The sequence below is a fragment of the Aeromonas sp. MaB10011B genome, assembly GCF_017939325.1.
In the GTDB taxonomy this organism is placed as follows: Bacteria; Pseudomonadota; Gammaproteobacteria; order Enterobacterales; family Aeromonadaceae; genus Aeromonas; species Aeromonas caviae.
Genome location: NZ_JAGKRK010000002.1, coordinates 57,841 through 84,638 on the forward strand (window position 1 = coordinate 57,841; position 26,798 = coordinate 84,638).

A 26,798-nucleotide genomic window follows, 5' to 3' on the forward strand; every position below is an offset into this window, starting at 1 on the left:
CTTTGTTATGAAAATCAGCAGGCTTCACCTCGACCTCCTGTCACGGTCAGGCCCCCGCTTTTCAGGCGCGAGGGTGATTAGTATCAAATTTTGGAGTTTTATTACAACCACGGCCCCGGGCGGGCGGGTACAGAATTCAGCCCATCCCGGACCATGATTAAAAAAAACAAACCAAATTAGGGGCTTATACCAGCAAAAAGCGCTAAAAAAAGTGATCCAACCAGTCAAAAAAAATGTTTAACCCGGCCTCTACCTTAGCGTTTTTTGTTCTTACGAAATCTGCCGTTGGCTCATCTGATGAGATGAAAAGGGAAAAAGTAACCATTTTGCAACGATCAGGGGGCCGCGTCCCCGCCTGCTGGCGGGTTCGGGCCCCCTGGTGCAACCGGGCCTTGGGCCCGGTTCAGGCGTGCTCTGCTTACCAGGCAGCCTCATAAATATGCCGGCTCTGGGCCAGGTCGATGTCGCCGTGCTCACCCAGGGCGGTCATGCCGTGCTCTTCGAGCTTGGCCAGCAGGGCGTCGATCCGGGCGTCGGCCACGTAATCCCGCAGCCGGGTCTTGATCCCCATCCGCTCGAAGAAGTCGCGGGTGGCGGCGATGGCCCCGTCGATACGCGCCTCGTCACTGCCGCTGCGCAGATCCCAGACCCGCTCGGCGTATTGCAGCAGTTTGGCGCGCTTCTGCTCGCGCTTGGCCTGCAGCAGGGCGGGCAGCACCACCGCCAGGGTCTGGGCGTGGTCCAGACCGTGCAGGGCGGTGATCTCGTGGCCCAGCATGTGGGTGGCCCAGTCCTGGGGCACGCCGGCTCCGATCAGGCCGTTCAGTGCCAGGGTGGCGCTCCACATGATGTTGGCACGCACATCGTAGTTTTCCGGCTCCACCAGCGCCTTGGGCCCCTCTTCCGCCAGGGTCAGCAGCAGCCCTTCTGCAAAGCGATCCTGCACCTTGGCATCCACCGGGTAGGTGAGGTACTGCTCCAGGGTGTGGATGAAGGCATCCACCACCCCATTGGCCACCTGACGGGCGGGCAGGGTGTAGGTGAGCACGGGGTCGAGCACGGCGAAGCGCGGCATCACGAAGGGCGAGAAGAAGTGCTGCTTGTCCCCAGTGCTCTTGCGGGTGATGACGGCGCCCATGTTCATCTCGGAACCGGTGGCCGGCAGGGTCAGCACGCTGCCCAGGGGAATGGCGGAGGCCACCTCGCCCCCGACGGTCTCGAGGATGTGCCAGGGATCCCTGGCCGGATCATAGTGAGCGGCCGCGGCGATGAACTTGGAGCCGTCCAGCACGGAGCCGCCACCCACTGCCAGCAGGAAGTCGACCTTCTCGGCGCGGGCCAGTTCGACGGCGCCCATCAGGGTCTCGTAGGTGGGGTTGGGCTCGATGCCGCCAAATTCAAACAGGGTCAGGCCGGCCAGCTCGCGGCGGATCTGGTCCAGCAGGCCGCTGCGCACCACGCTGCCACCGCCGTAGGTGACGAGGATGCGGGCGTCGCTGGGGATCTGGCCGCGCAGCTGGGCCACCTGGCCCTTGCCGAACAGCACCTTGGTGGGGGTGTGCAGGATGAAGTTGTTCATGGGATCTCCCGGGGTGGTCGTAGTCGGTAAGGTATGGGTTGCATTTTTCTCTTATAACCTCCTACCATCAAGGGAGCTTTCTGCCGATTTCTTGCCTATTTCTACTGAGCCTGGATAAATGAGTACAAATCAGCCCATCGCGGCGACCCACCAGTCCGCCCTCGCCAGCCGACTCGCCGCCCTGGCACCCCACCCGGGGATCACCGCCGCCCCCGTGCCCGGCGTGCACCTCATCTACACCACGGAGCATCACGACCGCATCCCGGTGTTCTACCGCCCGCGCATGATCATCATCCTGCAGGGGCACAAGGTGGGCTATCTCTCGGACTTCACCTTCCGCTACGACCCCGAGCACTACCTGATGATGACCCTGCCGCTGCCCTGCGAGTGCGAGTGTTTCGCCTCCCCCGAATCCCCTCTGGTGGGGCTCTCGGTGGAGATCGACGTGGCGGCGCTGCAGGCCCTGCTGCTGGAGATGGGGGACGCGGCCCCCGCCCCGGCGGAACCGGGTCGCGGCGTCGTCTCCGTGCCCCTCTCCGAGACCATGCTCTGCGCGGTGGAGCGCCTCATCGACGTGATGGACAAGCCGCTCCACGCCCGGGTGCTGGGGCCCCAGATCGTGCGCGAGATCCTGTTCCACGCCCTGCACGAAGGGGGCGCCCCCGCCCTGCTGGCCATGGCCAGCCGTCACAGCCAGGTGAGCCAGATAGCCCGGGTGCTGCGTATCATGGAGCAGCGCTTTACCGAGAACCTGACGGTGGAGGAGCTGGCCCGGGAGGCAAACATGAGCGTCTCGGCCTTCCACCACCACTTCAAGGCGGCCACCGCCACCTCGCCCCTGCAGTACATCAAGACCCTGCGCCTGCACCGGGCGCGGCTGATGATGCTGCACGACGGCCTCAAGGCCGGGGTGGCGGCGGACAAGGTAGGCTACGAGAGCGGCTCCCAGTTCAGTCGCGAATACAAACGCTTCTTTGGCAACACCCCGAGCGAACACGCGGCACGCTTCCGCTCGGGACAACTGCGTATCGTGGAGGGATGACATGCGCACACTGATCCTGCTCGTTCTGACCCTGTTGGCCACCGCCTGCACCGGCATTCCACCGGGACACCAGGTGGTCAAGCCATTCCAGCTCGAGCACTATCTCGGCACCTGGTACGAAATCGCCCGCCTCGATCACGGCTTCGAGCGCGGCCTGAACCGGGTCACCGCCAGCTACAGCCTGCGGGATGACGGCGGCGTCAGGGTGCTCAACCGGGGGCAGGACGAACAGGGGGAATGGCGCGAGGCCGAGGGGCGCGCCTACTTCGTGGGCGACAGCGACGAGGGGCGCCTCAAGGTGAGCTTCTTCGGCCCCTTCTACGGCAGCTACAACGTGCTGGCGACGGACTATGACCTCTCCCTGGTGAGCAGTTACAACCTCCAGTACCTCTGGATCCTCTCCCGCACGCCCCATCCCCCCAAAGAGAAGGTAGAGGCCCTGGTCGAGCGGGCCCGGGGGCTCGGCTTTGCCACCGACCGGCTGATCTGGGTCAGCCAGGATCCGGCGGGGAACGCCCCATGAGGATCTTCCAGGCCACCCCCGGTGACATTCCCCGGGTCACCCCCCTGTTCGTGGAATACCGGGCGTTCTACCGGCTGCCTGCCCGGCCCGAGGCCGCCGAAGCCTTCCTGCTGGAGCGCTGCACCGCCGGGGAGTCGGTGCTCTTCGTGGCCCAGAGCGAGGAGGGAGAGGTGCTGGGATTTGCCCACCTCTATCCCCTGTTCTGCTCCCTCGCCCTGAAACCCATCTGGCTGCTGTACGATCTGTTCGTGGCGCCGGCGGCCCGCCAGCAGGGGGTGGCCCAGGCGCTGCTGGCGCGGGCCGATCGCCACGGCCAGGAGACGGGCGCCGCCTTCCTGATGCTGAGCACCGCCACCGACAACCGACAGGCTCAGGCCCTCTACGAAGGGCACGGCTACCAGCGGGACAACGAGTTCTACAGCTACATCAAGCCCCTCTGAGCCTCTGCCTGCGCCCGTTGCAGGGCCAGGACCCGGCATTATTCAGCGGGTGCATGACGAATTAATATCCATACACAGGATGAATAAAGGCGACCCCGGGGTCGCCTTTGTCACATCCGGGTCGCAGCCTAGAGCCGGAAGCGCCCGATCTCCTGCTCCAGCCGCTCGGTGAGAGACTTGAGCTGGGCCGCCTGGGCAGCCTCTTCGCCAGCCTGGGCCGCCAGCGCCTGGGAAACGTGGCGGATATTCTCGGTGTTGCGGCTGATCTCGCCGGTCACCGAGGTCTGCTCCTCGGCCGCCGCCGCGATCTGGGTCGCCATGTCGCTGATGGCGCCGATGGCCTCGTTGATCCTGCCCAGGCTGAGATTCGCCGCTTCGGCGTCCTCCACGCTGGTGCCCGCCAGCTGGCGACTGGTCTCCATGCCGCCCACCGCCTTGCGGGTGGTCTGCTGCAGCGCCTCGATCATCTGCTGGATCTCGGCGGTGGAGTCGTGGGTGCGGCGCGACAGCACCCGCACCTCGTCCGCCACCACGGCAAAACCGCGCCCCTGCTCCCCGGCCCGGGCCGCCTCGATGGCGGCGTTCAGGGCCAGCAGGTTGGTCTGCTCGGCGATGCCGCTGATGGTGGCCAGAATGCCGCTGATCTGCTGGGCGTGGCCATCCAGCTCGTGGATGGTCTGGCTGGCGTCGGAGACCTCCCCCGCCAGCCCCGTGATGCTGCGCTGGCTCTGGCCGACCTGGGACTGGCCGGCCACCGCGAGGCGCACCGCATCGCCGGCGGTGTTGGCGGCAAACTCGGCGTTGCCGGCGATCTCCTGGGTGGCGGAAGCCATCTCGGTCACCGCGGTCGCCACCATGACGATCTCGTCCTGCTGCAGGCGCACCCGCTGACTGCGGGCCTCGGCCCCCGCCGCCTGGGTGCGGGACTGGGCCGCCAGCTCGACGGTGACGTCCCGCAACCGGCTGACGATGCCGTGCAGTCGCGCCACGAACTGGTTGAAGTTCTGGGCCAGCTGCCCCACCTCATCCTGGCTGCGGGTGGCGATCTGCACCGTGAGATCACCCTCCCCGTGGGCGATGTCGGCAAGCGCCCTGGAGACCCGCCCCAGATCCGCGAACAGGTAGTTGAACATGGCGATGAGCAGGGCACCGAACACCAGCAGCAGCACCAGGGTCAGCCCCACCAGTTGCCACAGCAGGGAGGCGAGCGGCGCCTCCAGCACCTCCTTGTACATCACCATGGCGAGCAGCCAGTCGGTGCCGGGCACGCCTTGCACCGAGAGCAGCACCTCGCGCCCATTCAGGTTGGCGCCGTGCAGTTCGCCATCGCGGCTCCACGCATCCAGCGCCGCCCCGGTGAGACCGGGATCCAGCTCCGCCACCTGCTTGAGCGCCAGCTCCTTGTTCGGGTGGCCGACGATGAGACCGGTGCGGTCGAGCAGCATGGCGTAGCCCTCTCCCTGCACCTTCATGGCCAGCACCTCGTCGATGAGGGCGTCGAGGGAGAGATCCGCCCCGGCCACCCCGATCACCCGGCCCTGGTGGCTCACCGGCTCGGCCAGGGTCACCACCATCTGCTGCATGGTCACGCTGACATAGGGCGGCGTGACGATGAGCTTGCCCGCCTTGTCGGCGTTCTGGTACCAGGGGCGGGCCCTGGGGTCATAGTTGGCGGTGTTGAGGGCGGGATCGTGGCGGGTCATCTCCCCCTGCGCCGAACCAAAATAGGTGAGGCCGAAACCGCCGGAGGTGCGGGTCTGCAACAGGTGGGGCACCAGGGCCGTGTCGGGGTCGCGCGCAATGACAGCGGCCAGGGCGTTGACCGCGTGCTTGCGATCCTCAAGCCAGTTGCCGATGGCCACCGAGTGGGCGTGGCCGTAGTTGACCGCATCGCTCTGGATGGCGTCAAGGGTGCGGGATTTGAGGGTGTGGAAGGCGACAATACCGAGCAGGGCTGCCATCAGCAGCACTACCCCCAGGCTGGCCGCGAGCAGCTTGCCGCGCAACGAGAGAGTCATGACAACGAATCCTTGTGGTAGCCGGGGGCCGGGAATACCCCCATCTTGGTAGTTCTATCGGCACAATGATGAACGGTCTTTAGTGAATCCTGATATTTTTTCATCTATCAACAACAGAACGCACTACCAGCAACAGACTGTTCACTATTCCATGCTGACACCCGCAGGCACCACAAGGCCGCCCTAAGGCGGCCATGAGGCGGCCATGAGGTCATATCGCGGATGACGGGCAGGCCAGGCCAGCACCCGCTGACCTGTCTCTTGAGGGCGGTTTCAGGTGCCTGCAAAGAGGGTTGGCGGGCAGGGTTGAGCATCCATCAGGAACCGAGCTGGTACTCCCCCTGTTGCTCCCCTCTCGACAACGTGGACTGTGCTAGATTGGGTATCCCGTCTTCAAGGAGAGCCCGCTGCCATGCCACGAAATATCGAGATCAAAGCCCGCATAGCCGGGGTCGATGACCTTATCCCCAAAGCCGCGGCCATCGCCGACAAGGGCCCCGTCGACATCGCCCAGGACGATACCTTCTTTCGCTGTGAATCGGGCCGCTTCAAATTGCGGACGCTCTCCCCGTCGGCAGGCCAGCTCATCTTCTACCGCAGGCCTGATCAACAGGGTCCGAAGGAGAGCTACTACCACATCACGCCAACGAACGAGCCGGACAAGCTGCGGGAAACGCTCACCCTGGCTTGCGGCCAGATTGGCAGAGTGCGAAAACAGCGGACCCTGTTTCTGGTGGGCAGAACCCGGATCCATCTCGACCGGGTTGAAGGGCTGGGTCACTTCCTCGAACTGGAAGTGGTGCTGGAAGATGACGAACCGCGCGAGGTGGGGATGCAGGAAGCTCACGACATCATGGCGCGTCTCAGTATCGAGCACTCCCGGTTGATCGAAGGCGCCTATCTGGATCTCCTGCTGCAACGACAACCCTGAGGGATTCACAACAGCGAGGCCGCCCGAAGGCGGCCTTTTACTGTCCGGCGGCTGGGTTATTTGACCCGCGCCAGCGCCGTGTTGATCCTCAGGTTGGTCGCCTCCAGCCCCGGCTGCTGGCCGTAGAAGTCGAACGCCAGCTCGACCCCGGGGCGAAACAGCAGGCAGTGGGTGGAGCCGCCGAAGTGGAACATGCCGAGCTGCTCCCCCTTCGCGATCCGCTGCCCCGGTTGCACCGTCACCTCGCAGCTCGACACCTCCGCCATGCCCACCGGCACCACGCACATCAGGCCGATTTTGGGGTTGTCCGCCTCGATGAAGATGAGTGCCCGGGTCGCCACCGCGGTCAGGAAGGGCTGGGACTGGTTCGGGGCGCTGGGTCGGGCCCCGCCGGGCTGTCGAAACCCTGGTGGCGGTTGGCCAGGTAGTAGCTGCCGTTGACCACCTTGACCGAGCGCACCGTGCCGCTCACCGGGCTGTGCCAGCGGTGATAGCTGAGGGCGCTGAGGAAGGCCTGATAGAGGGTGCCCCCCTCGAACGCGGCGGCTCGCGGGTCGAAGTCCAGCAGGTTGTCCAGGGAATAAGGCTGCCCCTTGATCCAGAAGGCGTCCTGCCGCCGTACCCCGGTCACCACCTGCAGCGGGGCCGACTCACAGGCGTTGGCGATCACGCTGTCATCGTCCGGGGCCGTCACCGGCCGCACGCCGGGGCAGAAGCGGCGGGTGAAGAAGTCGTCCCAGCTGGCGAAGCCCTCGTATTCCTCTCCCGGCGCGGTGTGGAAGATCCCCCCGAAGCGCTCTGGGGTGGGGTTGTCGCCGGCCCCGAGCGCCCCCTGCGCCACCTTGACCATCTCCTCCTTCGCCACGTCACCCAGCCAGGGGACGATCAGGGTCTGGCGATCCAGGGGGCTCACCGACTCCGTCAGCACATAACGGGACGCGGGACTTTGCAGGAAGTCGGCCCAGTAACCGAGGATCTTGCGCAATTGCTGGTTCACCAGCGCATTGGCAAAGAAGTCGTACCCGGCGGCCGTCGCCATGGGCCAGTTGAGCAGGGCATTGATGGGGAATCCGATCAGCCCGGCGGGCTCCTGGGTCTGCACATCCTGATAGGCTTCCGGGGCCGTGGTCATGATGCCGTTGAGCAGCTGCAGGAACTCATCGAAGCTGCGTACCTGGACCTGACCGAGCGGCGTGCTGTGCTCATGCTGCCACGCCTCGTCAAACATCCCCTGTGCCTGCTGATGCAGGAGAGGATCCTGCTCCACCAGCGCCTTCAATCCGGCGATCGGGGCCACCAGCGGGCGAGGCTGGCGGGTGACCGCCTGACGCAGCCGCTGTACCCAGCGCGCCACATGGGCCTGATCCCGGGGGACCCAGCCACCGGCATGGGCATGGGGGGGGCGCGTATCCACTGCCTTGTTCATCGCTCTCTCCTTGTTGAAGCGCCTTGGGCCCGCCGGATGCGATGCGCCTGAGGGCGCCATCTGGCAGGAAGCAAGGTGTAGCACAGGGGAAAAGCGGCCTCCATTGACAGAAATGGCAGCGGCGAAGCGGGGAAAAGAGGCTAACGGAGGCGGTGGCAAACGCCGGAAATGCGAAAGGCCAGCTCAATGAGCTGGCCTTTCTGAAAAATGGCAGGGGCGGCAGGACTCGAACCCGCAACCATCGGTTTTGGAGACCGCTGTTCTACCAATTGGAACTACGCCCCTGCAACAAACGAGGCGTAGTATACAAAGCGGAGGTCAAAGGTAAAGGCTTTTTTTCTCACTTTCGATGCGATCGAACAAATGACGAGCAGATCCCCGCAATTCCAACAAGGAGCGGGGGTAAGCTGCTGTATTTGCAGCCCCGACGGGGTAGGAATGGGACACAAATGGGGGTAGGGTGAAACCAGGCTCAGGGAGGCTGCCCATGCTCAATTACCGACTGCTGCAACAGCTTGCGCCCCTCAACTTCCGGGATGAGCGCAAGACGGAGACCCTGACCGACTATCTGGACAGAGTCTCTCCCCTGGTGCCCTCCATTCCTTCCAATGTGCTCGCCCAGTGGATTTACCGTCATTGGCGCGGTTTTGAATCCAACTGGAGCTTTATCGATCTCGCCAGCCACCAGTTCGAGTGCGAGCACTGGCCCACCGCCCAGATTATCGAGCAGATAGACTCCCGCCACATGGAGGTGATCGATCGCTGGGGCGAGATGCTGCGCAGCAACCGCTACGTGCGCCGCTCCTGGCTCGGCGATGACATGCTGCACCGGGGCACCTGGTCCGAGCCTGTCATCGTCCTCGCCACCGCCCCGGGAACCTGCTACCCGGACGGTCACCCCCTGCCCCATCCCTACTGCCTGCTGGAGGGGCACCACAGGCTCGGCTACCTGCGCAGCATGGCCGCCGATGGCGCTCCCTTGCAGGCGCAGCACGCACTCTGGATTTGTCGACCCGTTCGCGGCACTTAAACGTTTTTCTGGGCAAATCCTGCCTCTGAAATAAATTTTTGACAATTCAAAAACCAGCCCTATAATCGGTGCGGTTTTGAAAAAGGTCGGGACAGGACGATGCCGTTTTTGATGAAAAAAGCAGCCTTGCAGACGGGTGGAGCGCACCAGAGCGGCCCCGTTGTTTCCGGTTCCCGTCCCACAGATCCCCCGTTTTTTTTGAAAAGAGCCCCTGTTTCAGGGGCTTTTTTTTGTGCCGGAAAAACCTTCATTGATGCCAAAGGGAATGCAGACGATGACCAATCCACTCTATAACAAACACGTCATCTCCATCTCGGATCTGACCCGGTCCGACATGGAACTGGTGGTCGCCACCGCACAGCGGTTGAAGGCCGAACCCGACAGCCGCCTGCTGAAAGACAAGCTGGTCGCCAGTTGCTTCTTCGAAGCCTCCACCCGCACCCGTCTCTCCTTCGAGACCGCGGTCCAGCGCCTGGGCGGCAACATCATCGGCTTCGCCGACGGCGGCAACACCAGCGCCAAGAAGGGCGAGACTCTGGCCGACTCCATCAAGATCATCAGCTCCTACACCGATGCGGTGGTGATGCGCCACCCGAAGGAAGGGGCAGCCCGTCTGGCCTCCGAGTTCTCCCGGGTGCCGGTCATCAACGGCGGTGACGGCTCCAACCAGCATCCCACCCAGACCCTGCTCGACCTCTTCTCCATCCACGAGACCCAAGGCAAGCTGGACGGCCTCAACGTCGCCTTCGTCGGTGACCTGAAGTACGGCCGCACCGTCCACTCCCTGGCCCAGGCCCTGAGCCTGTTCAACTGCCGCTTCTTCTTCATCTCCCCGGAGGCGCTGGCCATGCCGGACTACCTCTGCGAGGAGCTGGAAGAGAAAGGCATCCGCTTCAGCGTGCACGAGACCATGGAAGAGGTGATGCCGGAGCTCGACATCCTCTACATGACCCGCGTCCAGAAGGAGCGCTTCGACGAGACCGAGTACAAGCACATGGCCGCCAAGTTCGTGCTGGAGCTGGCGACTCTGGAAGGGGCCAAGCCCACCATGAAGATCCTCCATCCCCTGCCCCGGGTTGACGAGATCGAGGTCGCCGTCGACAAGACCCCCCACGCCTACTACTTCCAGCAGGCGGAGAACGGGGTCTATGCCCGCCAGGCACTGCTGGCACTGGTACTGAACGAAACCGTCTAAGGGAAAGGGGAACATCATGTCCGAGAAGAACCAACTGCAAGTCGAAGCCATCCGTCACGGCTCCGTCATCGACCACGTCCCCGCCGGCCAGGGCATCAAGATCCTCAAGCTGTTCCAGCTGATCGAGACCCAGGAGCGGATCACCGTCGGCTTCAACCTCAAATCCGGCGCCCTCGGCAAGAAGGATCTCATCAAGATCGAGAACACCCGTCTGACCGAGCAGCAGGCCAACCAGCTTGCCCTGTTCGCCCCCAAGGCGACCGTCAACATCATCGAAGACTTCGTGGTGGTGAAGAAGCACCAGCTGGCGCTGCCGGAGTTCATCGAAGGGGTCTTCCACTGCCCCAACTCCAACTGCATCTCCCACAACGAACCGGTGGAGAGCTACTTCCGGGTGCGCGAGGTGAAAGGGGCGGTGCGGATGAAGTGCAAATACTGCGAGAAGTCCTTCACCCAGGACATCGTCAGCGAACGCTACTGATTTCCTGCCGACAAAGGATATCCATGTGGGCCCCGTCGGGCCCATTTTTGAACCCTGTCACATCACTTATTCCCCCTTTGGTTATAATTTGCCATCCCGTAATGGATATACCTCGCTCATCCCCTGCTTGAGTGCTCCTCATTAGTGTTTTTCGCTATGAAAAGCCGGAACGACAGACTGGGCGAGACCGCCATCGCTCATCGCCAAAGGAAGTCGCCATGGTCAACACCCTCAGCCGCCCAGCAGAACCAGAGTCCGACCTGGCCCAGCTAGACGCCTGCCGCCAGATCATCGGCCAGCACTGTTACAGCACCCAGGAGGAGATCCGCCGCGAGCTCTCCGCCCGCGGTTTTGCGGACATCAGCCAGTCCACCATCTCCCGCCTGCTGCGCCGTCTCGGGGTCGCCAAGGCCCAGAACGCCAACGGCAAGAAGGTCTACACCCTGGTGGACGAGCAGCTGGAGCCCGCCGGCAGCACCCGCTCCATCCACGACATGGTGCGCGCCGTGGTCCACAACCAGCAGATGGTGCTGGTGCATACCACCCCGGGGGCCGCTACCGTGGTGGCTCGCCTGCTGGATCGAAACGCCAATCCCGAGATCCTGGGGGCCGTGGCCGGCAACGACGTGGTACTGATCGCCCCGCGCCACATCAGCCGAACCCGCCAGGCTCACGCCGCCGTGGTGCGCACCCTGGAAAACGCCCGCTGACCCCTGCTGGATGCCAGAAGGCGACCCTGGGGTCGCCTTTTTGTTGCCCGCGCGGCAAGGAGCCAGACCACGGGAGAGCCCGGGCGCCCCGCCTTGCCAGCCATCAAAAACGGGAGCCCCAGGCTCCCGTTGTTGTCCCTATGTCTGTCGGCATTCATGCCAGCACGGCACCCAGGCTCAGGCAGAGCACGATCAGCACAGTCAGCATGCCGAGCAGCGGGGCCACCCACTTCAGCCAGCGCACATAGGGCACCTTGGCGATGGCCAGTCCCCCCATGACCACGGCGGAGGTCGGGGTCACCAGGTTCACCAGGCCGGAAGCGGACTGATAGGCGGTGACCACCAGCTCGCGGCCCACGTTGGCGAAGTCGGCGAGCGGCGCCATGATCGGCATAGTCAGCACCGCCAGACCGGAGGAGGACGGCACCAGGAAGGAGAGCACCACTTCCAGCACGAACATCACGTTGATGAAGACGATGGTGGAGAGGCCGGTCACGATCCCCTCTGCACTGTGCAAAATGGTGTGGGTGATCATGCCGTTATCCATCACCACCACGATACCGCGGGCGATACCGATGATGAGGGCCACGCCGAGCAGATCGCGGGCACCATCGATAAAGTTGGAGGTCAGCTCCTCCTCGCTCATGCGGGAGATGACGCCGACGATGATGGCGGCAGCCAGGAACACACCGGAGATCTGCGCCATCCACCAGCCCAGCACGGCCACCCCGTAGATCATCACGGCAAAGGCGGCGACGAAGATACCCAGCACGATCTTGCGGGTGGTGGTGAACTCCAGCATCTGGTCGCTCTTGTTGCCAAGGAACTGGGCACGGTTCTCTTCCCACTTGTCAGCCACCAGGGACTTGCTGGGATCGCTTCGCACCATCTTGGCGTAACGCATCACATAGGCCACGCAGATCAGCCAGCCGGCCACCAGCATGGCGACCCGCAACCAGATGCCGTCGGTGAAGGAGATGCCGGCCGCGTTGGCGGCGATCACGGTGGCGAACGGGTTGATGGTGGAGCCCAGGGTACCGATACCGGCTCCCAGCAGCACGGTCGCGGCAGCCACGACAGGGTCGAAGCGGGCGGCCATCATCACCGGCACCAGCAGGGTGTAGAACGGCAGGGACTCTTCCGCCATGCCGTAGATGGTACCCCCTGCGGCGAACAGCGCCATCAGGATGGGGATCATCCACTCTTCACGGCCACGCAGGCGATCGGTGACGCGCTCGATACCAGCATCGATGGCACCTGTCTTGGTCACGATGCCAAGGAAGCCACCGATGATCAAGATGAAGAGGGAGACGTCGATGGCGCCAGCCTCGTAGGTGTCGTGGTTGTAGAGACCGTCGATAGGTGCCAGCAGCACGTCGACGATCCCCTGGGGATTGGCATCCACCAGTTTGTAGGTACCGGCCACCGGCACTTCCTTGCCGAGGGCCTCGTTCATGGTCATCTCGTATTTGCCGGCCGGCACTATCCAGCTCAGGGCGGCCACCAGGGCGATCAGCACAAACAGTATCGTGTAGGCTGACGGGAACTTGAATTTGGTCATGGTCCAGCTTCCTTCTGTGGGTGTGGTATCCATGCAGGCTGCGGGTCGTAGGGTTGGAGGTATTATGCCGCTGTCACATGGTTGAAAAGCCGGGGGTCACCCCCCGGCACCACTGACGACGTCAGTCGCCCAGCGTAGCCACCATCACTGCCTTGATGGTGTGCATCCGGTTTTCCGCCTCGTCGAACACGATGCTGTGCTCGGATTCGAACACGTCCTCGGTCACTTCCAGGCCCTTCATGCCATATTTGTCGGCCACTTCCTTGCCCATGGTGGTCTCGTCGTTGTGGAACGCCGGCAGGCAGTGCATGAACTTCACATCCGGGTTCTTGGTCGCGTTGATGACGTCCATGTTGACCTGATACGGGGTCATCAGCTTCACCCGTTGATCCCAAGCTTCCTTCGCTTCACCCATGGAGACCCAGACGTCGGTGTAGAGGAAGTCGGCACCCAGCACACCCTCTTTCACGTCTTCGGTCAGGTGGATGCGCGCACCGGTCTCTTCGGCGATGAGGCGGCAGGTGGCAACCAGCTCCTCTTCCGGCCAGAAGGCTTTCGGCGCCACCAGACGGATGTCCATGCCCATCTTGGCGGCGCCCACCATCAGGGAGTTGCCCATGTTGTTGCGGGCATCACCCAGGTAGGCGAACTTGATCTGATCCAGACGTTTGCCCTTGCCGTGCTCCAGCATGGTCATGAAGTCCGCCAGGATCTGGGTCGGGTGGAATTCGTTGGTCAGGCCGTTCCAGACCGGCACACCGGCGTGGGCCCCCAGCTCTTCGACGATCTCCTGGCCGTAGCCGCGGTATTCGATGCCGTCATACATGCGGCCCAGCACCCGGGCGGTGTCCTTCATGGACTCCTTGTGACCGATTTGGGAACCGCTCGGGCCGAGGTAGGAGACTTGCGCGCCCTGGTCGAAGGCCGCCACTTCAAACGCACAACGGGTGCGGGTGGAGGTCTTCTCGAAAATCAGGGCAATGTTTTTGCCGGTCAGGTGTTTGCGCTCATAGCCACCGTATTTGGCTTTTTTCAGGTCGATGGCCAGATCGATCATGTATTGGATTTCGCGCGGGGTGAAGTCCAGCAGTTTCAGGAAGTTACGGTTACGCAGATTAAAAGCCATGATGAGTTCTCTCTATATTTGTTCAGACCAATTTGGCAGTGTTATTGACTACGCAGTTGTTCAGACCAGAGCCTTGGCTCAGGCATTGACGGTATTGGTGGCGACGATGTTGGTGCCGGCTTCCCCCTTGAGGATGGCGAGGCCATCTTCCAGGGAGCCGATGCCGACCATGCCGCCGGTCGCCTTGACGAATTCGCAGGAGGCTTCGACCTTGGGCCCCATGGAGCCGGCATCGAACTTGACGCCGGCCAGCTCGTCCGGGCTGGTGACCCGCAGCGGACGCTGGGTCGGTTTACCCCAATCCAGATAGACGGCATCGGCATCGGTCAGGATCAGCAGGGCGTCGGCCTTGATCTGCTTGGCCAGGTAGGCGGCTGACATGTCCTTGTCGATGACGGCTTCGATGCCGGTCAGGCTCTGGCCATCCCAGGTCACCGGGATGCCACCACCACCGGTACAGATGATGAGGTGACCCTGGGCGATCAGGGTTTCGATGGCGTCGCCTTCGACGATGCGCTGGGGCAGCGGGGACGGCACCACGCGGCGGAAGAACTTGCCGTCTGCCTTGACCACCCAGTGCTTCTCGGCAGCCAGGGTGTGGGCTTCCGCCTCTTCGTAGACGGGGCCGATGAACTTGGTCGGGTTGGCAAACGCCGGATCCTCGGGATCGACCTGCACCTGGGTCAGCAGGGCGGTGACGTTGCGGCTCGGCATCAGGTTCTTCAACTCCTGGATCAGCATGTAGCCGATCATGCCCTGGGACTCGGCACCCAGCACATCCAGGGGATAGGGGGAGACCTTGGTGTAGGCGCTGTTCTGCAGGGCCAGCAGGCCGACTTGCGGGCCGTTGCCGTGCACCAGCACCACGTTGTACTCCTGAGCGATCAGGGCGATGGTCTTGGCGGCAGTGGCGATGTTCTTGCGCTGGATGTCGGCTTCCAGAGGTTCACCGCGGCGGAGCAGAGCATTGCCCCCCAGGGCGACGACGACAGTTGGTTTTTTCATGGGTGTTACTCTCGAATTCGGGTGTGTGTGGCGCCAGCCTCTGCCGGCGCCACGCCGTCTTGTCAAATGCCGTCACGTTCCATCGGGCAGCTCATGCAGCGGGCGCCGCCGCGACCACGTCCCAGCTCTTCACCCGGGATGGGCAGCACAGTGATGCCGGCCTTGTCGTACTTCTCGTTGGTGTAGGTGTTGCGCTCGTAACCCACCACAACGCCGGGGCGCACGGTCAGCACGTTGTTGGCGTCGTTCCACTGCTCCCGCTCGGCCTCGAAGCTGTCGCCGCCGGTGGTGATGAGCCTGAGCTGATCCACCCCCAGCGCCTTCTCGATGGCGGTCACGAAGTAACCCTCTTCCTTGATGTTCATCCCGGTGGCACCGCCCGGGGTCAGGCTCCAGCAGTTCACATCCTTGCGGATGACTTCCGGATAGACGGAGAAGGTGTCGACATCCATGTGGGTCATGACGGTGTCGAGGTGCATGCAGCTGCGGTGTTTCGGCAGCTCCATGGCGATGACCTGCTTGGCCTGACCGTGCTTGAACAGGCTGCGGGCCAGATGCTCCACCCCTTGCGGCGTGGTGCGCTCGGACATGCCGATGAGCACGGCGCCACGGCCGATGACCAGGACGTCGCCCCCTTCGATGGTGGAGTTGTCGTAGTCGCGCTCCTCGTCACCGAAGTACTTGATGAACTCCTGACCGGCAAACTGCGGGTGCCAGCGGTAGATGGCCTTCACGTGGTTGGTCTCGCGACGACGGGCGGCCTTGGCCATGGGGTTGATGGAGACGCCGCCATAGACCCAGCAGGAGGTATCGCGGGTGAAGAGGTGGTTGGGCAGCGGTTCGATGATGAAATCGGTCGGGGCATGCATGCCGACCACCATGTTGACGCCGCTGTAGGGCATCTCGGAGTAGGTGAGGCCGCCGGAGAGGATGCGGGCCAGCTCGCGGTGAGGCATGTCCGCCAGGAAGCAGCGCACGTCGTTGGCCAGGGCAGTGCCGAGGCGATAGTCGGAGACCTGGTGTTGCAGCAGCCAGGCTTTGGCTTCCGGCACGTCCAGGGTTTCCGCCAGCAGATTGGTCAGGAGGAAGACTTCGACATTCTGATCGCGCAGTACCTGAGCGAATTTGTCGTGCTCCTGACCGGCACGTTCCACGGACAGGACGTCGTCAAACAGCAGATCCTGGCAGTTGGAAGGGGTCAGACGCTTCAGACTGAGGTTGGGGCGGTGCAACATGACACGGCGCAACTGGCCAACTTCAGAACCTACATAAAATTTGCTCATGATGATATTCCGTCTAGCAGTGGTCCCTGCGAGTGATTGAATAGATTCCTTCTATTCAGGCTCGTGGCTAAGGCGGGATATTCTTTATGTAGGGTACTCGGCTTGTGTTCTATCCTGCCCTTGCCTTTCGACGCAGAGATTAGGTCTGGCAACTCCACCAAACTTGGACATTGATCACATTCACTCGAGACTGCATAAATTCAGAAGTTAATTTATGATGGAGTTTACATATCTGACATTTCCCCTCACCCTCCATCCGGCATAAATACGCAATAAAGCCCCAATATATTCCACAAAGAACGCAATTCCATTCATCCACGATATCCACAAATGGATAGCCACAAATAAAAAACACCAAATAAATCATTACATTAAAATCAAAATGCTCGTTTTTTGAATAAAGCTCACCCAACTTTGAATTTATCCTCGCTTATCATCCCGTTTGCTCCCACATAAATAATCACCTGCCCCTTTATCGCTGAATAATCCATCTCTTGTCCCAGGTCATGGCGGCCTGCCCGGGCCAGATGGCGAGCCTCATTGCCAAGTCGTGTGCACTATCTCTTTTATATGGATATGCATTTTGCACGCATCCTGATGGCGACTTTTTCACCGACCGGAGTGCAACCGGGATTCAAAGTTTTTTCATTAGTTGAATTTTTTCAGTCACCTTGCGCCGATTTCGGGTTCGCCTTAACTCAAAAAGTGATGCTTGTCACATTCGTTCCCGTCACCAAGGAGATAACCATGAAGATCCCGTCGCTGTTTCTGCTCGTCGCCCTGGTCCTGCCCATGACACCGGCCCTGGTGCATGCCCAGGGAGCCCCCGCCATGCCGCTGGTGGTCTGTCACGTTGACCAGGCACCCCAGATGCTGGTACCCGCCTACCTATGCCAATGGTACGGTGGCAGCCAGCACCCCTGACCCTCTCGCCCAAGGGGAGGCGATCTCCTCTTGGGTCACCCCCGCTTTCCCTCCTTTATCTCCTGAATGGGATCCGGACCACGCCACCTGCATCATGCCCGTTGCCCTCCTCCACCCTCATCTGCGATCGACACTGACCGGTCTCCCCGGATTCTGAACCGCAGTTAAACACCTTGTGAGACATTCGCCATCGACTGCGTAAGCAAAGTGCCAACAAAATTCTCGCCATAGTCGGAAGATGCGCGTGAAAAAACAGCATGAGAGATCATTAAAACCATGATTTTAAAAAAGATAACTTCATTATCCTTTCGCGGGAAACCAGTTTGAATAAAACGTTTTTCAGCATGTCATTGTCGCCCTGCGCGAAATCCTTATAGTTACTCCTGCACGGACGCAATGAAGTCGGTCAGGAAGACTGGCTGCCAGGGTTGGGCAAATGGACTCACCACAGGATGTGGTAAAGGACACCTCCCAGGACGGAGAAAGTGCGACGGGAACGGATGACTCGTCAGGCCATGATGGCTAAAGGACACCCCAAAGGATTGGGAAGGGGAAACCTAAAGGAAGAGGTATAGTCAGGGATTGCAGGGAGCAACTTCGTTCAAGGATATGAGCGATAAGACTATCGGGGGCGACGCAAGTCGCCCCCATCTTTTTTGGGCCTTTTTCACGTCAGCCCGCTGATGGGTCACCCCGGCCACGATATTGCTGGCCAGGGTACCCGGGACTCGCCCAGCCGGCGCTATTCCAGCCGGAAGTGCCCCACTATCTCCCGCAGCCTGTCATAGGTGCGCTGCATGGCGTTTGAGCTGTCCACGGTGCGCTCGCCATTCCCCTTGAGCTGGGTGATCACCTCGGCGATGGCACTCATGTTGCGATTTATCTCCTCGGCGACGGCACTCTGCTCCTCCGCGGCCGTGGCGATATGGCTGATGAGATCGTTGATCTCCACCACTTCTCCCGCCATCAGATCCAGCGACGCATTCACCTTGCTGGTGTTTTCCGCCGCATCCTGGCAGCTCTGCCGGGTGTTGCCCATGGCGGCCACCACGGTCTGGGTACCCCGTTGCAGCCGGGTCAGCATGGTCTGGATCTCGGCAGTGCTCTTCTGGGTGCGTCCCGCCAGAGAGCGCACTTCGTCCGCCACCACCGCAAACCCCCGCCCCTGCTCACCAGCCCGGGCCGCCTCGATGGCGGCGTTGAGGGCCAGCAAGTTGGTCTGCTCTGCGATGCCACCGATGACCCCGAGAATCGAGCCTATCTGCTGCACATCCTGCTGCATGGCTTCGATGGAGTGTGCCGTGGCCTCCACCTCCGTCACCAGCGCAGTGACGCTGGCCATGGCCTGATCCACCACCTGACGCGACTGGTTGGCCAGTTGCTGGCTCTGGCCGGTCAGCTGGGCAGTATTGGCCGCGCTCTCCGATACCGAGACGGCAGTACGGCTCATCTCGTTGATGGCGGTGACCACCTGTTCGGTCTCCCGCACATGCTCCGCCAGCAGGCCCTGGGCCGACCCCGTCTGCCTCGCCAATGCCGATATCCCTTCATTGAGCTGGCCGCTCGCTTGTCTCACCTCCCCCATCATGCCCTGCAACTGCTCGATGAAACGGTTGATGCCCGCCGAGATCTGGCCGAGATCATCCTTGCTGGTCACCGTGAGCCGGCGGGTCAGATCCCCATTGCCCTGGGAGAGCTCCTGCACCAGGTCGCGCAGGGAGAGGATGGGTCTATAGGCCAGATTGAGGGCCACCATGGAGAGGGCCAGTACCAGCGCCGCCACTCCGAGCAGGGCCAGGGTGATCTTGCCGTTGAGCGCCTGGGTCATGGCCCGGATATAGTCGAGATCCACATAACCGGTCAGGGTCCACTCGCTGCCGCGAATATCCAGCTTGTTGGGGCGGCTCTCGCTCTCTCCCTGGGGCTTGCTGCTGTAGAGCACCTGTCCCTGACTGTCGGTGAGGGAGAAGTAACGCCCTTCCCCGCTTACCTTGGTCAGCAGCGTCTTGAACTCGCTCATGTCGAGGTAGTAGAGGTAGGCGGAGTCGGCACCGCGCGGCACCAGGATGGAGATGACGGGTTTGCCGTCCAGCTGCTCCAGCGGGCTGACGGTGATCTGGTTGTTGGCGGCGGGGATCAGCTTGCGCAGGGCGTCAACCCTGGCCTTGTCGTCGATGACCCCGTTCGCGTCGAATGCCATGTCGCCAATGAGCTTGACGATGTTGTGAAAGCCGGTTTCCTGCAGCGCCTTCTTGACGCTGGTCACCCCGAGGTTGAGGTTGGCGGCCAGCAGCACCTTCTGGTTGATGTCACCCGCCAGCTTCTCCCTGACCAGGGTGATCTGCTCGTTGATGTTCTGGGTAGCCTGGGTGCGGATGTAGCCGCTGATGAAGTGATTGACGCTGAACCAGGCGGTACCGATGGTGACCAGAATGGCGAGCAGCAACAGTACGTTGATTTTGACTTTGAATGCCATGGTATGGGTCCCTCCAAAGAGAAAGGGCCGGGATGACCCGGCCCTCCCTGCCAATGCTTACTTCTTCTTGGCGTACTTCATGGAGTCCAGGGCTACCGCCAGGATGATGATGCCGCCCTTGATGATGAACTGCCAGTAAGGGCTGACACCGATGTAGGTCAAACCATAGTTGATCAGCGTGAAGATAAGTACGCCGGTGATCACACCCGCGACAGTTCCCACACCGCCGGCAAACGAAACGCCCCCCACCACGCAGGCCGCGATGGCATCCAGCTCGTACATGAAGCCGAGGTTGTTGGTGGCACTGCCGATCCGCCCCGCTTCCAGCATGCCGCCGAAGGCGTAGAAGACACCGGCCAGGGCATAGATGACCACCAGGTTGACGGCGACGTTGACGCCGGACACCTTGGCCGCTTCCGGGTTGCCACCGATGGCGAAGATGTTCTTGCCAAAGCGGGTCTTGTTCCACAGCACCCAGACGAAGACGCTGGCGATGGCCGCATAGAAGGTCAGGTACGAGAGCTTGAACCCGCCAATCCGGATGAAGCCCTGCGCAAAGTTGGAGAAGCGAGGATCAAACCCGGCTACCGGAGAAGCCCCCACGGAGTCGAAATAGAGGGAGTTGATGCCGTAGACGATGATCATGGTGCCCAGGGTGGTGATGAAGGGCGTCACGTTCAGGTAGGCGACAATCAGGCCGTTGACCAGACCAATCAGGGCCCCCACCACGCACACCAGCAGGATCACCGCCGGAATGGGCACCTCCCCCAGGGTGGGGAAGACCTTGTTGACGTTGGTCAGGGCCTGCAGCATGGTGGCCGCGATCAGCGCCGCCAGGCCGACCTGACGACCGGCCGACAGGTCAGTACCCTGGGTGATGATGATGCCCGCCACCCCGAGGGCGATGATGACCCGTACCGAGGACTGGGTCAGGATGTTGCTGAGGTTGGTGAGGCTGAGGAAGGAGGGCTCCTTGATCACGATGATCATGAGCAACACCAGCAACACCACATAGATGCCGTTCTCTTTGAGCGCCTGCATCAGATTGAAATTTTTAGCCGACTCCATAATGTCTTCCTGTCTTTATAGGTACAGAGATGCCAGGCGCAGGATCTCGCTCTGGTCAGTTTCTTTGGTGTTGACGATCCCCGCGACCCGGCCATTGCTCATGACCATGATGCGGTCCGTGATGCCGAGCAGTTCCGGCATTTCGGAGGAGATGATGACGATGCCCCTGTCCTTCTTCGCCAGCTCCAGGATGAGCTGGTAGATCTCGAACTTGGCGCCGACGTCGATACCCCGGGTCGGTTCATCCAGCATCAGGATCTCGGGCTGGGTCAGCAGCCAGCGACCGATGATCACCTTCTGCTGGTTGCCACCGGAGAGGGAGCCGATCTGGGTCTGCTGGGTCGGTGTCTTGACCCGCATGGAGTCGATGACCCACTGGGTATCGCTCTTCATCTTGTTGTCGCTGAGCAGCCCCATGGATCCCTTGTAGTTGTCCATGTTGGCGATCAGGGAGTTGAAGGCGATGTCGAGGCGTGAATAGATCCCGGTGGAGCGGCGCTCCTCGGTCACCAGGGCGAAGCCATTCTGGATCGCCTCGTGGGCGTTGTGGTTCGCCACCTCTTTGCCGTGCAGCTTGATGGTCCCTTCGCTGCGATCGCGGATGCCGAACAGGGTCTCCACGATGTCGGTGCGCTTGGCCCCCACCAGACCGGCGATGCCGAGGATCTCCCCCTTGTGCAGGTTGAAGGTCACGTCCTTGATGGAAGGCTGGTTCTTGGCCGTCAGGTGCTCGACCTCGAGGATCACCTCTTTGGGCTGGTTGGTTTTTTCCGGGAAGCGCTGGGTGAGCTCGCGGCCGACCATCATGCCGATGATCTGATCCATGGTCATGCCCTTGAGGGGCTGGGTCGCCACCCACTGGCCATCCCGCAATATGGTGATCTCGTCACAGAGCTGGAAGATCTCTTCCATCTTGTGGGAGATGTAGACGATGCCGCACCCCTTCTCCTTGAGCTTGTTGATGATCTTGAAGAGGTGGTTGACCTCTTTCTCGGTCAGGGAGGAGGTGGGTTCGTCCATGATGACGATCTTGGCGTCATAGGAGAATGCCTTGGCAATCTCGATCATCTGCATCTGGGAAACCGACAGGGTGCCGACCTTGACCCTGGGGTCGATGTCGATGTCCAGCTCCTCGAAGATATGCTTGGTGTCCTGATACATCTTGCCGTGGTCGACAAACAGTCCCTTGGTGGGATAGCGGCCGAGCCACATGTTGTCCATCACGGTGCGTTGCAGTACCAGGTTCAACTCCTGATGCACCATGGAAACGCCATTCTCCAGCGCCTCTTTGGACGAGGTGAAGTTGATCTCCTGTCCCTTGAAGAAGATCTTGCCCTGATCCTTCTCGTAGATGCCGAACAGGCACTTGAGCAGCGTGGACTTCCCTGCGCCATTCTCGCCCATCAACGCATGCACAGAATGAGGACGGACCCGTAAATTGACATTATCGAGTGCCTTGACGCCAGGAAAGCTCTTACTGACGTCAATCATCTCCAACAGCCATTCTGATTGTTGCCGTGTTGTCATATCAGCCATCACATCTGGTTGAAAAGAGGGCAAGGGGATCTCCCTTGCCCTGAGGGGAGGAATTACTCGAATTGGGACAGGTTGTCTTTGTCTACGCCCACGTAGGCAACGCGGACGACCTTGTTGTCGATCTTCCAGTTGGTGCCTTCACCGGCCGGCTTGCCTTCGGCCAGGTTCTTGGTCAGCTCGAAGGTGGCCTTGGCCTGGTTGGCCGCATCGTTCAGCACGGTACCAGCCATGGCACCGCTCTTGACCATGGCCAGGGCTTCCGGCAGGGCGTCAACACCGAACACCGGGATGGCGGTCTTGCCCTGGGCCTTCAGGGATTCCACGGCGCCCATCGCCATGCCGTCGTTGTTGGCGATGACCACTTCGATCTTGTTGGCGTTCGGACCGGAGATCCAGGCGTCCATCTTGTCCTTGGCCATGGCGGTATCCCACATACCGGTATCCATGTGCAGCTGCTCGGTCTTGATGCCGCCATCGTTCAGGGTCTTGACGACGTAGGTGGTGCGGGCTTCCGCATCCGGGTGGCCAGGCTCACCCTTGAGCAGCACGAACTGGATGACGCCATCCTTGTTCAGATCCCACTCGGGGTGCGCTTTCCAGTGCTTGGCGATCAGCTGGCCCTGAATGATGCCGGACTCCTTGGAGTCTGTGCCAACGTAGTAGGCCTTGTCATAGCTGGCCAGGTCGGCCGCGCTCGGTTCCTTGTTGTAGAAGACCACGGGGATCTCGTCCGCACGGGCTTTCTCAATCACGACAGGGGCCGCCGCCGGGTCAACCAGGTTGATGGCCAGAGCCTTCACGCCCTTGGCCAGCAGTACGTCGATCTGGTCGTTCTGCTTGGACTGGTCGTTCTGGGAGTCGTTCATCAGCAGTTCCACACCCGGGGTGGCCGCCGCTTCTTTCTCGATGGCCTTGCGCACCACGGCCATGAAGTTGTCGTCGTACTTGTAGACGGTGACCCCGATACGGGTATCGGCCTGGGCTTGGGCTCCCGCCATCAGTCCCATCAGCAAGGTGGCAACTGTCGTGAGTTTTTTCATTGTTATGCTCCGATCTCTATCTGTTTTTTGTAGGGAATGCTGTACACCGTTTGAGCTGGCGCCAGCCTAATGTAATCAGTTTGTTGTGAGGCGGTCTGTGATCCTGGCAACAAAATGAAAACGTTTACACTCTGTTACATAGCCGTAATATTGTTAAAAATTAAATAGTTACGTGAGAAACTGCCTTTGGGTCTCGCCATCTCGCGACGGCGGGTCCGGCTAGCTCAGACGGCAGTGCCACTGATAACGCCCCGGCAACAGCCAGAACTCGGGCCGCACGCTCTGGCTCCAGGAGTCGTCGCCTCCTACCCCCATGTGGAAGCCATCGAGGCACAGGTGCGTGCCCCCCAGAGCCACCAGATCAGTCTGGTGACGGGCTTCGGCCAGCTGCTGCTGACTGTAGCGGCTGACGCTGAAGTGGAAGCGCCCCTCCACCGCCAGATCCCCCAGTTGCAGTGCGCGGGTATCGCAGCGCAGTCCGTTGTCGGTGGGGAAGACATAAGGGGTGTGCAACGCCTCGATGGGCAATTGCCAGCGACCGAGATCGGCGGCGAGCCGGCGATCCGGGTAATTCTCGTGGGGGCCAAGCCCCAGCCAGCTCACCGGGGCACCTTCGGCCGGTTCATCAGCCAGCCAGAGCCGGGCACCGATGCGCGGCAGGGAGGGCATGTCGGCGGCCACCTCCACCTCGATGGCGAGGTGCATGGCGCCCTCCCCGTCCATCCTGTGATGCCAGCGGGTCAGGATCTTCGGCTCGTCACCCACGAAGTAGCCGTGGTGCGCAGTGATAAGACCCAGCTCCGGACTCGCCTCCAGGCCGAGACAGCGGTGCTGCAGATCATTGAGTCCGGCCTCCTGCCAGCGGGCAATCCAGGCGTTGGGATCGGCGTGATCCGCCTCGCTGGTGCCGATATCGTTGTCGAGCGGCGCCCGATAGAAGTGATCGGCGATGGCGTCGCGCAGCCGCTCGCGGCCCTGCTTCTGCCAGCTGACGATGCGACCACTGGCCTTGTCGAGCTGCCACAGGGAATCTGCGGCGCCAAGCACCCAGTGATCGCGCTGCTCGGTCAGGCTGACCGCCGGGCAGGCCGACGGCAGCGCCAGGGGCGCGGGCAACAGGCATTGCTGGCGAGCCACCTCGTGACCCGCTCCGGCCCAGGCCGTGGCGGTGGGCTGCACGATGGCGAGATCCAGCCAGGCGAGCGCCCCCGGCGCAAAGGCCGGCAGTTGCTCCAGCAGGGTCAGCGTCACGCTCCCCCGGGGAGCCAGCTCGAGCGGGCATTCACCCTGGCTCACCACCACGCCGTCTTCACACAGACGCCACTGCAGAGTCTCGTTATCCGTCTCGCGGAACAGGTATTCGCTGCGGATCTCCACCGTCAGCGGCTGGCGACCCTGCAGGGTAAGAACAAAGGGCTGCTGGGCACGCCGGGCTTCAAACAGGGAGGGATGGGGGGTGCGATCGGGGAACAGCAGGCCGTTGCAGCAGAACTGGCGATCGTTGGGAGTGTCGCCGAAATCGCCACCATAGGCCCAGAAATGGCGGCCATCGTCGGCCTGCTTGTCCAGCCCCTGATCGACCCAATCCCAGACAAACCCACCCTGCAGCCGCGGATGATCGCGAAATGCCTGCCAGTAATGGGCATAGCCCCCCAGGCTGTTGCCCATGGCGTGGGCGTATTCGCACAGGATCAACGGCCGGGTCTCTTCCGGCAGGCCGATCCACTTGGCCAGCGCCCACTTGGGCACCGCCGGGAAGGGTTGATCCTGATGGGTACGGGCATACATGGGGCAGATGATGTCGGTGGCCGGGGTGTCGGCCCCGCCCCCTTCGTACTGCACCGGACGGCTGGGATCCGCCCCCTTCACCCAGCGATACATGGCGTCGTGGGCCGGGCCATAACCTGATTCGTTCCCCAGGGACCAGATGATGATGCAGGGGTGGTTGAAGTCCCTGGCCACCATGCGGGTGACCCGCTCCAGGAAGGCGTTGCTCCAGGCGGGATCCCGCGCCAGCCGCCCCATGGGGGTCATGCCGTGGGTCTCCAGGTTCGCCTCGTCCACCACATAGAGGCCGAGCCGGTCGCACAGGCGATAGAGCTCGGGGTGATTGGGATAGTGGGAGCAGCGCACCGCGTTGAAGTTGTGCCGCTTCATCAGCAGCAGATCCTGCTCCATGTCGGCCGGGGTCACCACGTGACCCGTAGCGGGATGATGTTCATGGCGATTGGCACCACGAATCAGCAGGGGTTGGCCGTTGACCCGCAGCAGGCCGCCACGGATTTCCACCGCCCGAAAGCCCACGTCATGGGCCTCGCTCTCGAGAGCGCTTCCCTGCTCGTCCAGCAGGGTCAGGGTCAGGCGATAGAGGTGCGGGGTCTCGGCGCTCCACTTGTGTGGCGCCGTTACCGTCAGCCACAACTCGGCACGATCGTCATACACCCCTTTCTCGTCGATGGCCTGGGTGCCGATCCGCTGGCGCAGGGTCGCCACCCGCTCGTCGCCATCATAGAGGTTGGCCTCCACCGACAGACCGGCCCCGTTGGCCGCCTGCAATTCAACCTTGAGGCGGGCATCCCGGTAGCAGGCGTCGAGCTCGGGCGTCACCCGGATATCCATCAAATGACGGGCCGGTTTGTGCAGCAGGCTGACGGAGCGGAAGATGCCGCTCATGCGCCACATGTCCTGATCTTCCAGATAGGAGCCGTCAGACCAGCGCAGCACCAGGACGGCGAGGCGGTTGGCCCCGGCCTGAAGGAAGGGGGTCAGATCGAATTCCGCCGGCAGCCGGCTGTCCTGGGAGTAACCGACCCAGCGGCCGTTGCAGAAGAGGTGAAACGCGCTGTCCACCCCGTCGAAGATGATCCGGGTCTGCCCCTCGGCCAGCCTGTCCGCAGCAACGGTGAACTCGCGGGAGTAGCAACCGGTGGGATTCTCGGCAGGCACCCGGGGCGGGTCGCAGGGAAAGGGGTACTTGATGTTGGTGTAGATGGGCACATCCGTGACGGGCCGCGCCCCCGGGTAGGCCGCAGCCAGTTGCCAGTTGCCCGGCACCTTGATGGGGCAGGCATCCGGCAGATCCTCCACCAGCCACTGCTCCGGCACCCGCTCCGGGGCCTCGAACCAGGAGAACTGCCACTCGCCGTCCAGCAGCAGGCGGGAAGGTGACAACCCCCCTATCCTGGCTTCCCCTTCACTGCGCCAACTGGACAAGGGGGTATGGGCTGGCAACCGGTTCACGGCGGTGATCCCCTGGGTCTGCCAATCCTGACGGGCCACTATCTCCCTGAGCATGCTTCACTTCTCCCTGCATTCACGCTGAAAACCACTGCAGTGTAGGAGAGTTTTGCCCGGTGATCGGCGATCCCGCTCACACAGATGTAAACGATTACACTCGTTTTGTT

At 62.0% G+C, this 26,798-nt stretch carries 22 protein-coding genes and 1 tRNA gene; 9 read left to right on the top strand and 14 right to left on the bottom strand.

Going from position 1 to position 26,798, the window contains the following annotated elements; all coding sequences use genetic code 11:
• Nucleotides 1-418: 418 nt before the first annotated feature.
• On the bottom strand, nucleotides 419-1,579 hold the full coding sequence (gene yqhD / locus J9893_RS01045) for an alcohol dehydrogenase (protein WP_041214265.1): 1,161 nt from the start codon (nucleotides 1,577-1,579) through the stop codon (nucleotides 419-421).
• 118 nt (nucleotides 1,580-1,697) lie between these two features.
• Here yqhD and J9893_RS01050 point away from each other — a divergent pair, with 118 nt between their 5' ends.
• The 3 genes from J9893_RS01050 to J9893_RS01060 are packed head-to-tail and all read left to right on the top strand — an operon-like array spanning nucleotide 1,698 to nucleotide 3,584.
• Complete coding sequence (locus J9893_RS01050) at nucleotides 1,698-2,621, top strand: AraC family transcriptional regulator (RefSeq protein ID WP_210600521.1); 924 nt, start codon at nucleotides 1,698-1,700, stop codon at nucleotides 2,619-2,621.
• A gap of 1 nt (nucleotide 2,622) precedes the next feature.
• The gene (locus J9893_RS01055; protein WP_210600519.1) at nucleotides 2,623-3,144 is read left to right on the top strand and encodes a lipocalin family protein; all 522 of its coding nucleotides are present in this window, start codon (nucleotides 2,623-2,625) and stop codon (nucleotides 3,142-3,144) included.
• Nucleotides 3,141-3,584, top strand: a complete 444-nt coding sequence (locus J9893_RS01060; RefSeq protein WP_045522818.1) for a GNAT family N-acetyltransferase — start codon at nucleotides 3,141-3,143, stop codon at nucleotides 3,582-3,584. The genes J9893_RS01055 and J9893_RS01060 overlap by 4 nt, the downstream gene beginning before the upstream one ends.
• A gap of 128 nt (nucleotides 3,585-3,712) precedes the next feature.
• Here the strand turns inward: J9893_RS01060 and J9893_RS01065 are convergent, their stop codons facing one another.
• Nucleotides 3,713-5,602: a methyl-accepting chemotaxis protein gene (locus J9893_RS01065; protein ID WP_210600517.1), complete on the bottom strand. Its 1,890-nt coding sequence runs from the start codon at nucleotides 5,600-5,602 to the stop codon at nucleotides 3,713-3,715.
• A 412-nt stretch (nucleotides 5,603-6,014) separates the two neighbouring features.
• On the opposite strand from J9893_RS01065, the gene J9893_RS01070 reads away from it, so the two are divergent.
• On the top strand, nucleotides 6,015-6,533 hold the full coding sequence (locus J9893_RS01070; protein WP_041211940.1) for a class IV adenylate cyclase: 519 nt from the start codon (nucleotides 6,015-6,017) through the stop codon (nucleotides 6,531-6,533).
• Between the two features lie 56 nt (nucleotides 6,534-6,589).
• Here the strand turns inward: J9893_RS01070 and J9893_RS21890 are convergent, their stop codons facing one another.
• The 3 genes from J9893_RS21890 to J9893_RS01080 all read right to left on the bottom strand — a co-directional run bounded on the left by J9893_RS21890 (nucleotide 6,590) and on the right by J9893_RS01080 (nucleotide 8,244).
• A complete protein-coding gene (locus J9893_RS21890; protein WP_328222096.1) occupies nucleotides 6,590-6,874 on the bottom strand; it encodes a phosphatidylserine decarboxylase in 285 nt (94 codons plus the stop codon).
• Nucleotides 6,875-6,879: 5 nt separating this feature from the next.
• The gene (locus J9893_RS01075; protein WP_282597900.1) at nucleotides 6,880-7,959 is read right to left on the bottom strand and encodes a phosphatidylserine decarboxylase family protein; all 1,080 of its coding nucleotides are present in this window, start codon (nucleotides 7,957-7,959) and stop codon (nucleotides 6,880-6,882) included.
• Nucleotides 7,960-8,167: 208 nt separating this feature from the next.
• Nucleotides 8,168-8,244 (bottom strand) — tRNA-Trp (locus J9893_RS01080).
• A 202-nt stretch (nucleotides 8,245-8,446) separates the two neighbouring features.
• Between J9893_RS01080 and J9893_RS01085 the strand changes: the two genes are divergently transcribed.
• The 4 genes from J9893_RS01085 (at nucleotide 8,447) to J9893_RS01100 (ending at nucleotide 11,375) form a co-directional block, all read left to right on the top strand.
• Entirely contained in the window at nucleotides 8,447-8,989 is a 543-nt protein-coding gene (locus J9893_RS01085) for a hypothetical protein (protein ID WP_210600516.1), read from the top strand.
• A 274-nt stretch (nucleotides 8,990-9,263) separates the two neighbouring features.
• Nucleotides 9,264-10,184, top strand: coding sequence for an aspartate carbamoyltransferase (gene pyrB, locus J9893_RS01090; protein ID WP_010676005.1), 921 nt, complete (start codon nucleotides 9,264-9,266; stop codon nucleotides 10,182-10,184).
• Between the two features lie 16 nt (nucleotides 10,185-10,200).
• Nucleotides 10,201-10,665, top strand: a complete 465-nt coding sequence (gene pyrI, locus J9893_RS01095) for an aspartate carbamoyltransferase regulatory subunit (protein ID WP_010676006.1) — start codon at nucleotides 10,201-10,203, stop codon at nucleotides 10,663-10,665.
• Nucleotides 10,666-10,883: 218 nt separating this feature from the next.
• Nucleotides 10,884-11,375, top strand: a complete 492-nt coding sequence (locus J9893_RS01100; RefSeq protein WP_039039633.1) for an ArgR family transcriptional regulator — start codon at nucleotides 10,884-10,886, stop codon at nucleotides 11,373-11,375.
• A 154-nt stretch (nucleotides 11,376-11,529) separates the two neighbouring features.
• Here J9893_RS01100 and J9893_RS01105 read toward each other — a convergent pair whose 3' ends face one another.
• From J9893_RS01105 to arcA, 4 genes are all read right to left on the bottom strand, one after another.
• Nucleotides 11,530-12,936: a YfcC family protein gene (locus J9893_RS01105; RefSeq protein ID WP_053288030.1), complete on the bottom strand. Its 1,407-nt coding sequence runs from the start codon at nucleotides 12,934-12,936 to the stop codon at nucleotides 11,530-11,532.
• Between the two features lie 121 nt (nucleotides 12,937-13,057).
• Nucleotides 13,058-14,062, bottom strand: a complete 1,005-nt coding sequence (argF, locus tag J9893_RS01110; protein WP_041211943.1) for an ornithine carbamoyltransferase — start codon at nucleotides 14,060-14,062, stop codon at nucleotides 13,058-13,060.
• 78 nt (nucleotides 14,063-14,140) lie between these two features.
• On the bottom strand, nucleotides 14,141-15,067 hold the full coding sequence (arcC, locus tag J9893_RS01115; RefSeq protein WP_210600514.1) for a carbamate kinase: 927 nt from the start codon (nucleotides 15,065-15,067) through the stop codon (nucleotides 14,141-14,143).
• A 62-nt stretch (nucleotides 15,068-15,129) separates the two neighbouring features.
• Nucleotides 15,130-16,350 (bottom strand): arginine deiminase, encoded by a 1,221-nt coding sequence (gene arcA, locus J9893_RS01120; RefSeq protein WP_010676011.1) that lies wholly within the window; start codon nucleotides 16,348-16,350, stop codon nucleotides 15,130-15,132.
• Nucleotides 16,351-17,097: 747 nt separating this feature from the next.
• On the opposite strand from arcA, the gene J9893_RS01125 reads away from it, so the two are divergent.
• Nucleotides 17,098-17,274 (top strand): hypothetical protein, encoded by a 177-nt coding sequence (locus J9893_RS01125; RefSeq protein ID WP_010676012.1) that lies wholly within the window; start codon nucleotides 17,098-17,100, stop codon nucleotides 17,272-17,274.
• A gap of 742 nt (nucleotides 17,275-18,016) precedes the next feature.
• Here J9893_RS01125 and J9893_RS01130 read toward each other — a convergent pair.
• From J9893_RS01130 to J9893_RS01150, 5 genes are all read right to left on the bottom strand, one after another.
• A complete protein-coding gene (locus J9893_RS01130) occupies nucleotides 18,017-19,750 on the bottom strand; it encodes a methyl-accepting chemotaxis protein (RefSeq protein WP_039039635.1) in 1,734 nt (577 codons plus the stop codon).
• Between the two features lie 57 nt (nucleotides 19,751-19,807).
• Complete coding sequence (mglC, locus tag J9893_RS01135) at nucleotides 19,808-20,818, bottom strand: galactose/methyl galactoside ABC transporter permease MglC (protein WP_010676014.1); 1,011 nt, start codon at nucleotides 20,816-20,818, stop codon at nucleotides 19,808-19,810.
• Nucleotides 20,819-20,833: 15 nt separating this feature from the next.
• Nucleotides 20,834-22,354 carry a galactose/methyl galactoside ABC transporter ATP-binding protein MglA gene (gene mglA / locus J9893_RS01140; RefSeq protein ID WP_210600512.1) on the bottom strand — a complete coding sequence of 507 codons (1,521 nt, stop codon included), beginning with the start codon at nucleotides 22,352-22,354 and terminating at the stop codon, nucleotides 20,834-20,836.
• 53 nt (nucleotides 22,355-22,407) lie between these two features.
• On the bottom strand, nucleotides 22,408-23,394 hold the full coding sequence (mglB, locus tag J9893_RS01145) for a galactose/glucose ABC transporter substrate-binding protein MglB (protein ID WP_010676016.1): 987 nt from the start codon (nucleotides 23,392-23,394) through the stop codon (nucleotides 22,408-22,410).
• 219 nt (nucleotides 23,395-23,613) lie between these two features.
• The gene (locus J9893_RS01150) at nucleotides 23,614-26,688 is read right to left on the bottom strand and encodes a beta-galactosidase (protein WP_210600510.1); all 3,075 of its coding nucleotides are present in this window, start codon (nucleotides 26,686-26,688) and stop codon (nucleotides 23,614-23,616) included.
• Nucleotides 26,689-26,798 lie beyond the last annotated feature (110 nt).

What these genes read in the sequence shown, in the direction of transcription:
- pyrI (WP_010676006.1), top strand. Translation starts at nt 10,201, where the DNA reads ATGTCCGAGAAGAACCAACTGCAAGTCGAAGCCATCCGTCACGGCTCC.
- argF (WP_041211943.1), bottom strand. Translation starts at nt 14,062, where the DNA reads ATGGCTTTTAATCTGCGTAACCGTAACTTCCTGAAACTGCTGGACTTC.
- J9893_RS01070 (WP_041211940.1), top strand. Translation starts at nt 6,015, where the DNA reads ATGCCACGAAATATCGAGATCAAAGCCCGCATAGCCGGGGTCGATGAC.
- J9893_RS01085 (WP_210600516.1), top strand. Translation starts at nt 8,447, where the DNA reads ATGCTCAATTACCGACTGCTGCAACAGCTTGCGCCCCTCAACTTCCGG.
- J9893_RS01060 (WP_045522818.1), top strand. Translation starts at nt 3,141, where the DNA reads ATGAGGATCTTCCAGGCCACCCCCGGTGACATTCCCCGGGTCACCCCC.
- J9893_RS01105 (WP_053288030.1), bottom strand. Translation starts at nt 12,936, where the DNA reads ATGACCAAATTCAAGTTCCCGTCAGCCTACACGATACTGTTTGTGCTG.
- arcA (WP_010676011.1), bottom strand. Translation starts at nt 16,350, where the DNA reads ATGAGCAAATTTTATGTAGGTTCTGAAGTTGGCCAGTTGCGCCGTGTC.
- pyrB (WP_010676005.1), top strand. Translation starts at nt 9,264, where the DNA reads ATGACCAATCCACTCTATAACAAACACGTCATCTCCATCTCGGATCTG.
- J9893_RS01100 (WP_039039633.1), top strand. Translation starts at nt 10,884, where the DNA reads ATGGTCAACACCCTCAGCCGCCCAGCAGAACCAGAGTCCGACCTGGCC.
- mglA (WP_210600512.1), bottom strand. Translation starts at nt 22,354, where the DNA reads ATGGCTGATATGACAACACGGCAACAATCAGAATGGCTGTTGGAGATG.
- J9893_RS01055 (WP_210600519.1), top strand. Translation starts at nt 2,623, where the DNA reads ATGCGCACACTGATCCTGCTCGTTCTGACCCTGTTGGCCACCGCCTGC.
- J9893_RS01130 (WP_039039635.1), bottom strand. Translation starts at nt 19,750, where the DNA reads ATGGCATTCAAAGTCAAAATCAACGTACTGTTGCTGCTCGCCATTCTG.
- J9893_RS01125 (WP_010676012.1), top strand. Translation starts at nt 17,098, where the DNA reads ATGAAGATCCCGTCGCTGTTTCTGCTCGTCGCCCTGGTCCTGCCCATG.
- mglC (WP_010676014.1), bottom strand. Translation starts at nt 20,818, where the DNA reads ATGGAGTCGGCTAAAAATTTCAATCTGATGCAGGCGCTCAAAGAGAAC.
- J9893_RS01050 (WP_210600521.1), top strand. Translation starts at nt 1,698, where the DNA reads ATGAGTACAAATCAGCCCATCGCGGCGACCCACCAGTCCGCCCTCGCC.
- arcC (WP_210600514.1), bottom strand. Translation starts at nt 15,067, where the DNA reads ATGAAAAAACCAACTGTCGTCGTCGCCCTGGGGGGCAATGCTCTGCTC.
- yqhD (WP_041214265.1), bottom strand. Translation starts at nt 1,579, where the DNA reads ATGAACAACTTCATCCTGCACACCCCCACCAAGGTGCTGTTCGGCAAG.
- J9893_RS01150 (WP_210600510.1), bottom strand. Translation starts at nt 26,688, where the DNA reads ATGCTCAGGGAGATAGTGGCCCGTCAGGATTGGCAGACCCAGGGGATC.
- mglB (WP_010676016.1), bottom strand. Translation starts at nt 23,394, where the DNA reads ATGAAAAAACTCACGACAGTTGCCACCTTGCTGATGGGACTGATGGCG.
- J9893_RS01075 (WP_282597900.1), bottom strand. Translation starts at nt 7,959, where the DNA reads ATGAACAAGGCAGTGGATACGCGCCCCCCCCATGCCCATGCCGGTGGC.
- J9893_RS01065 (WP_210600517.1), bottom strand. Translation starts at nt 5,602, where the DNA reads ATGACTCTCTCGTTGCGCGGCAAGCTGCTCGCGGCCAGCCTGGGGGTA.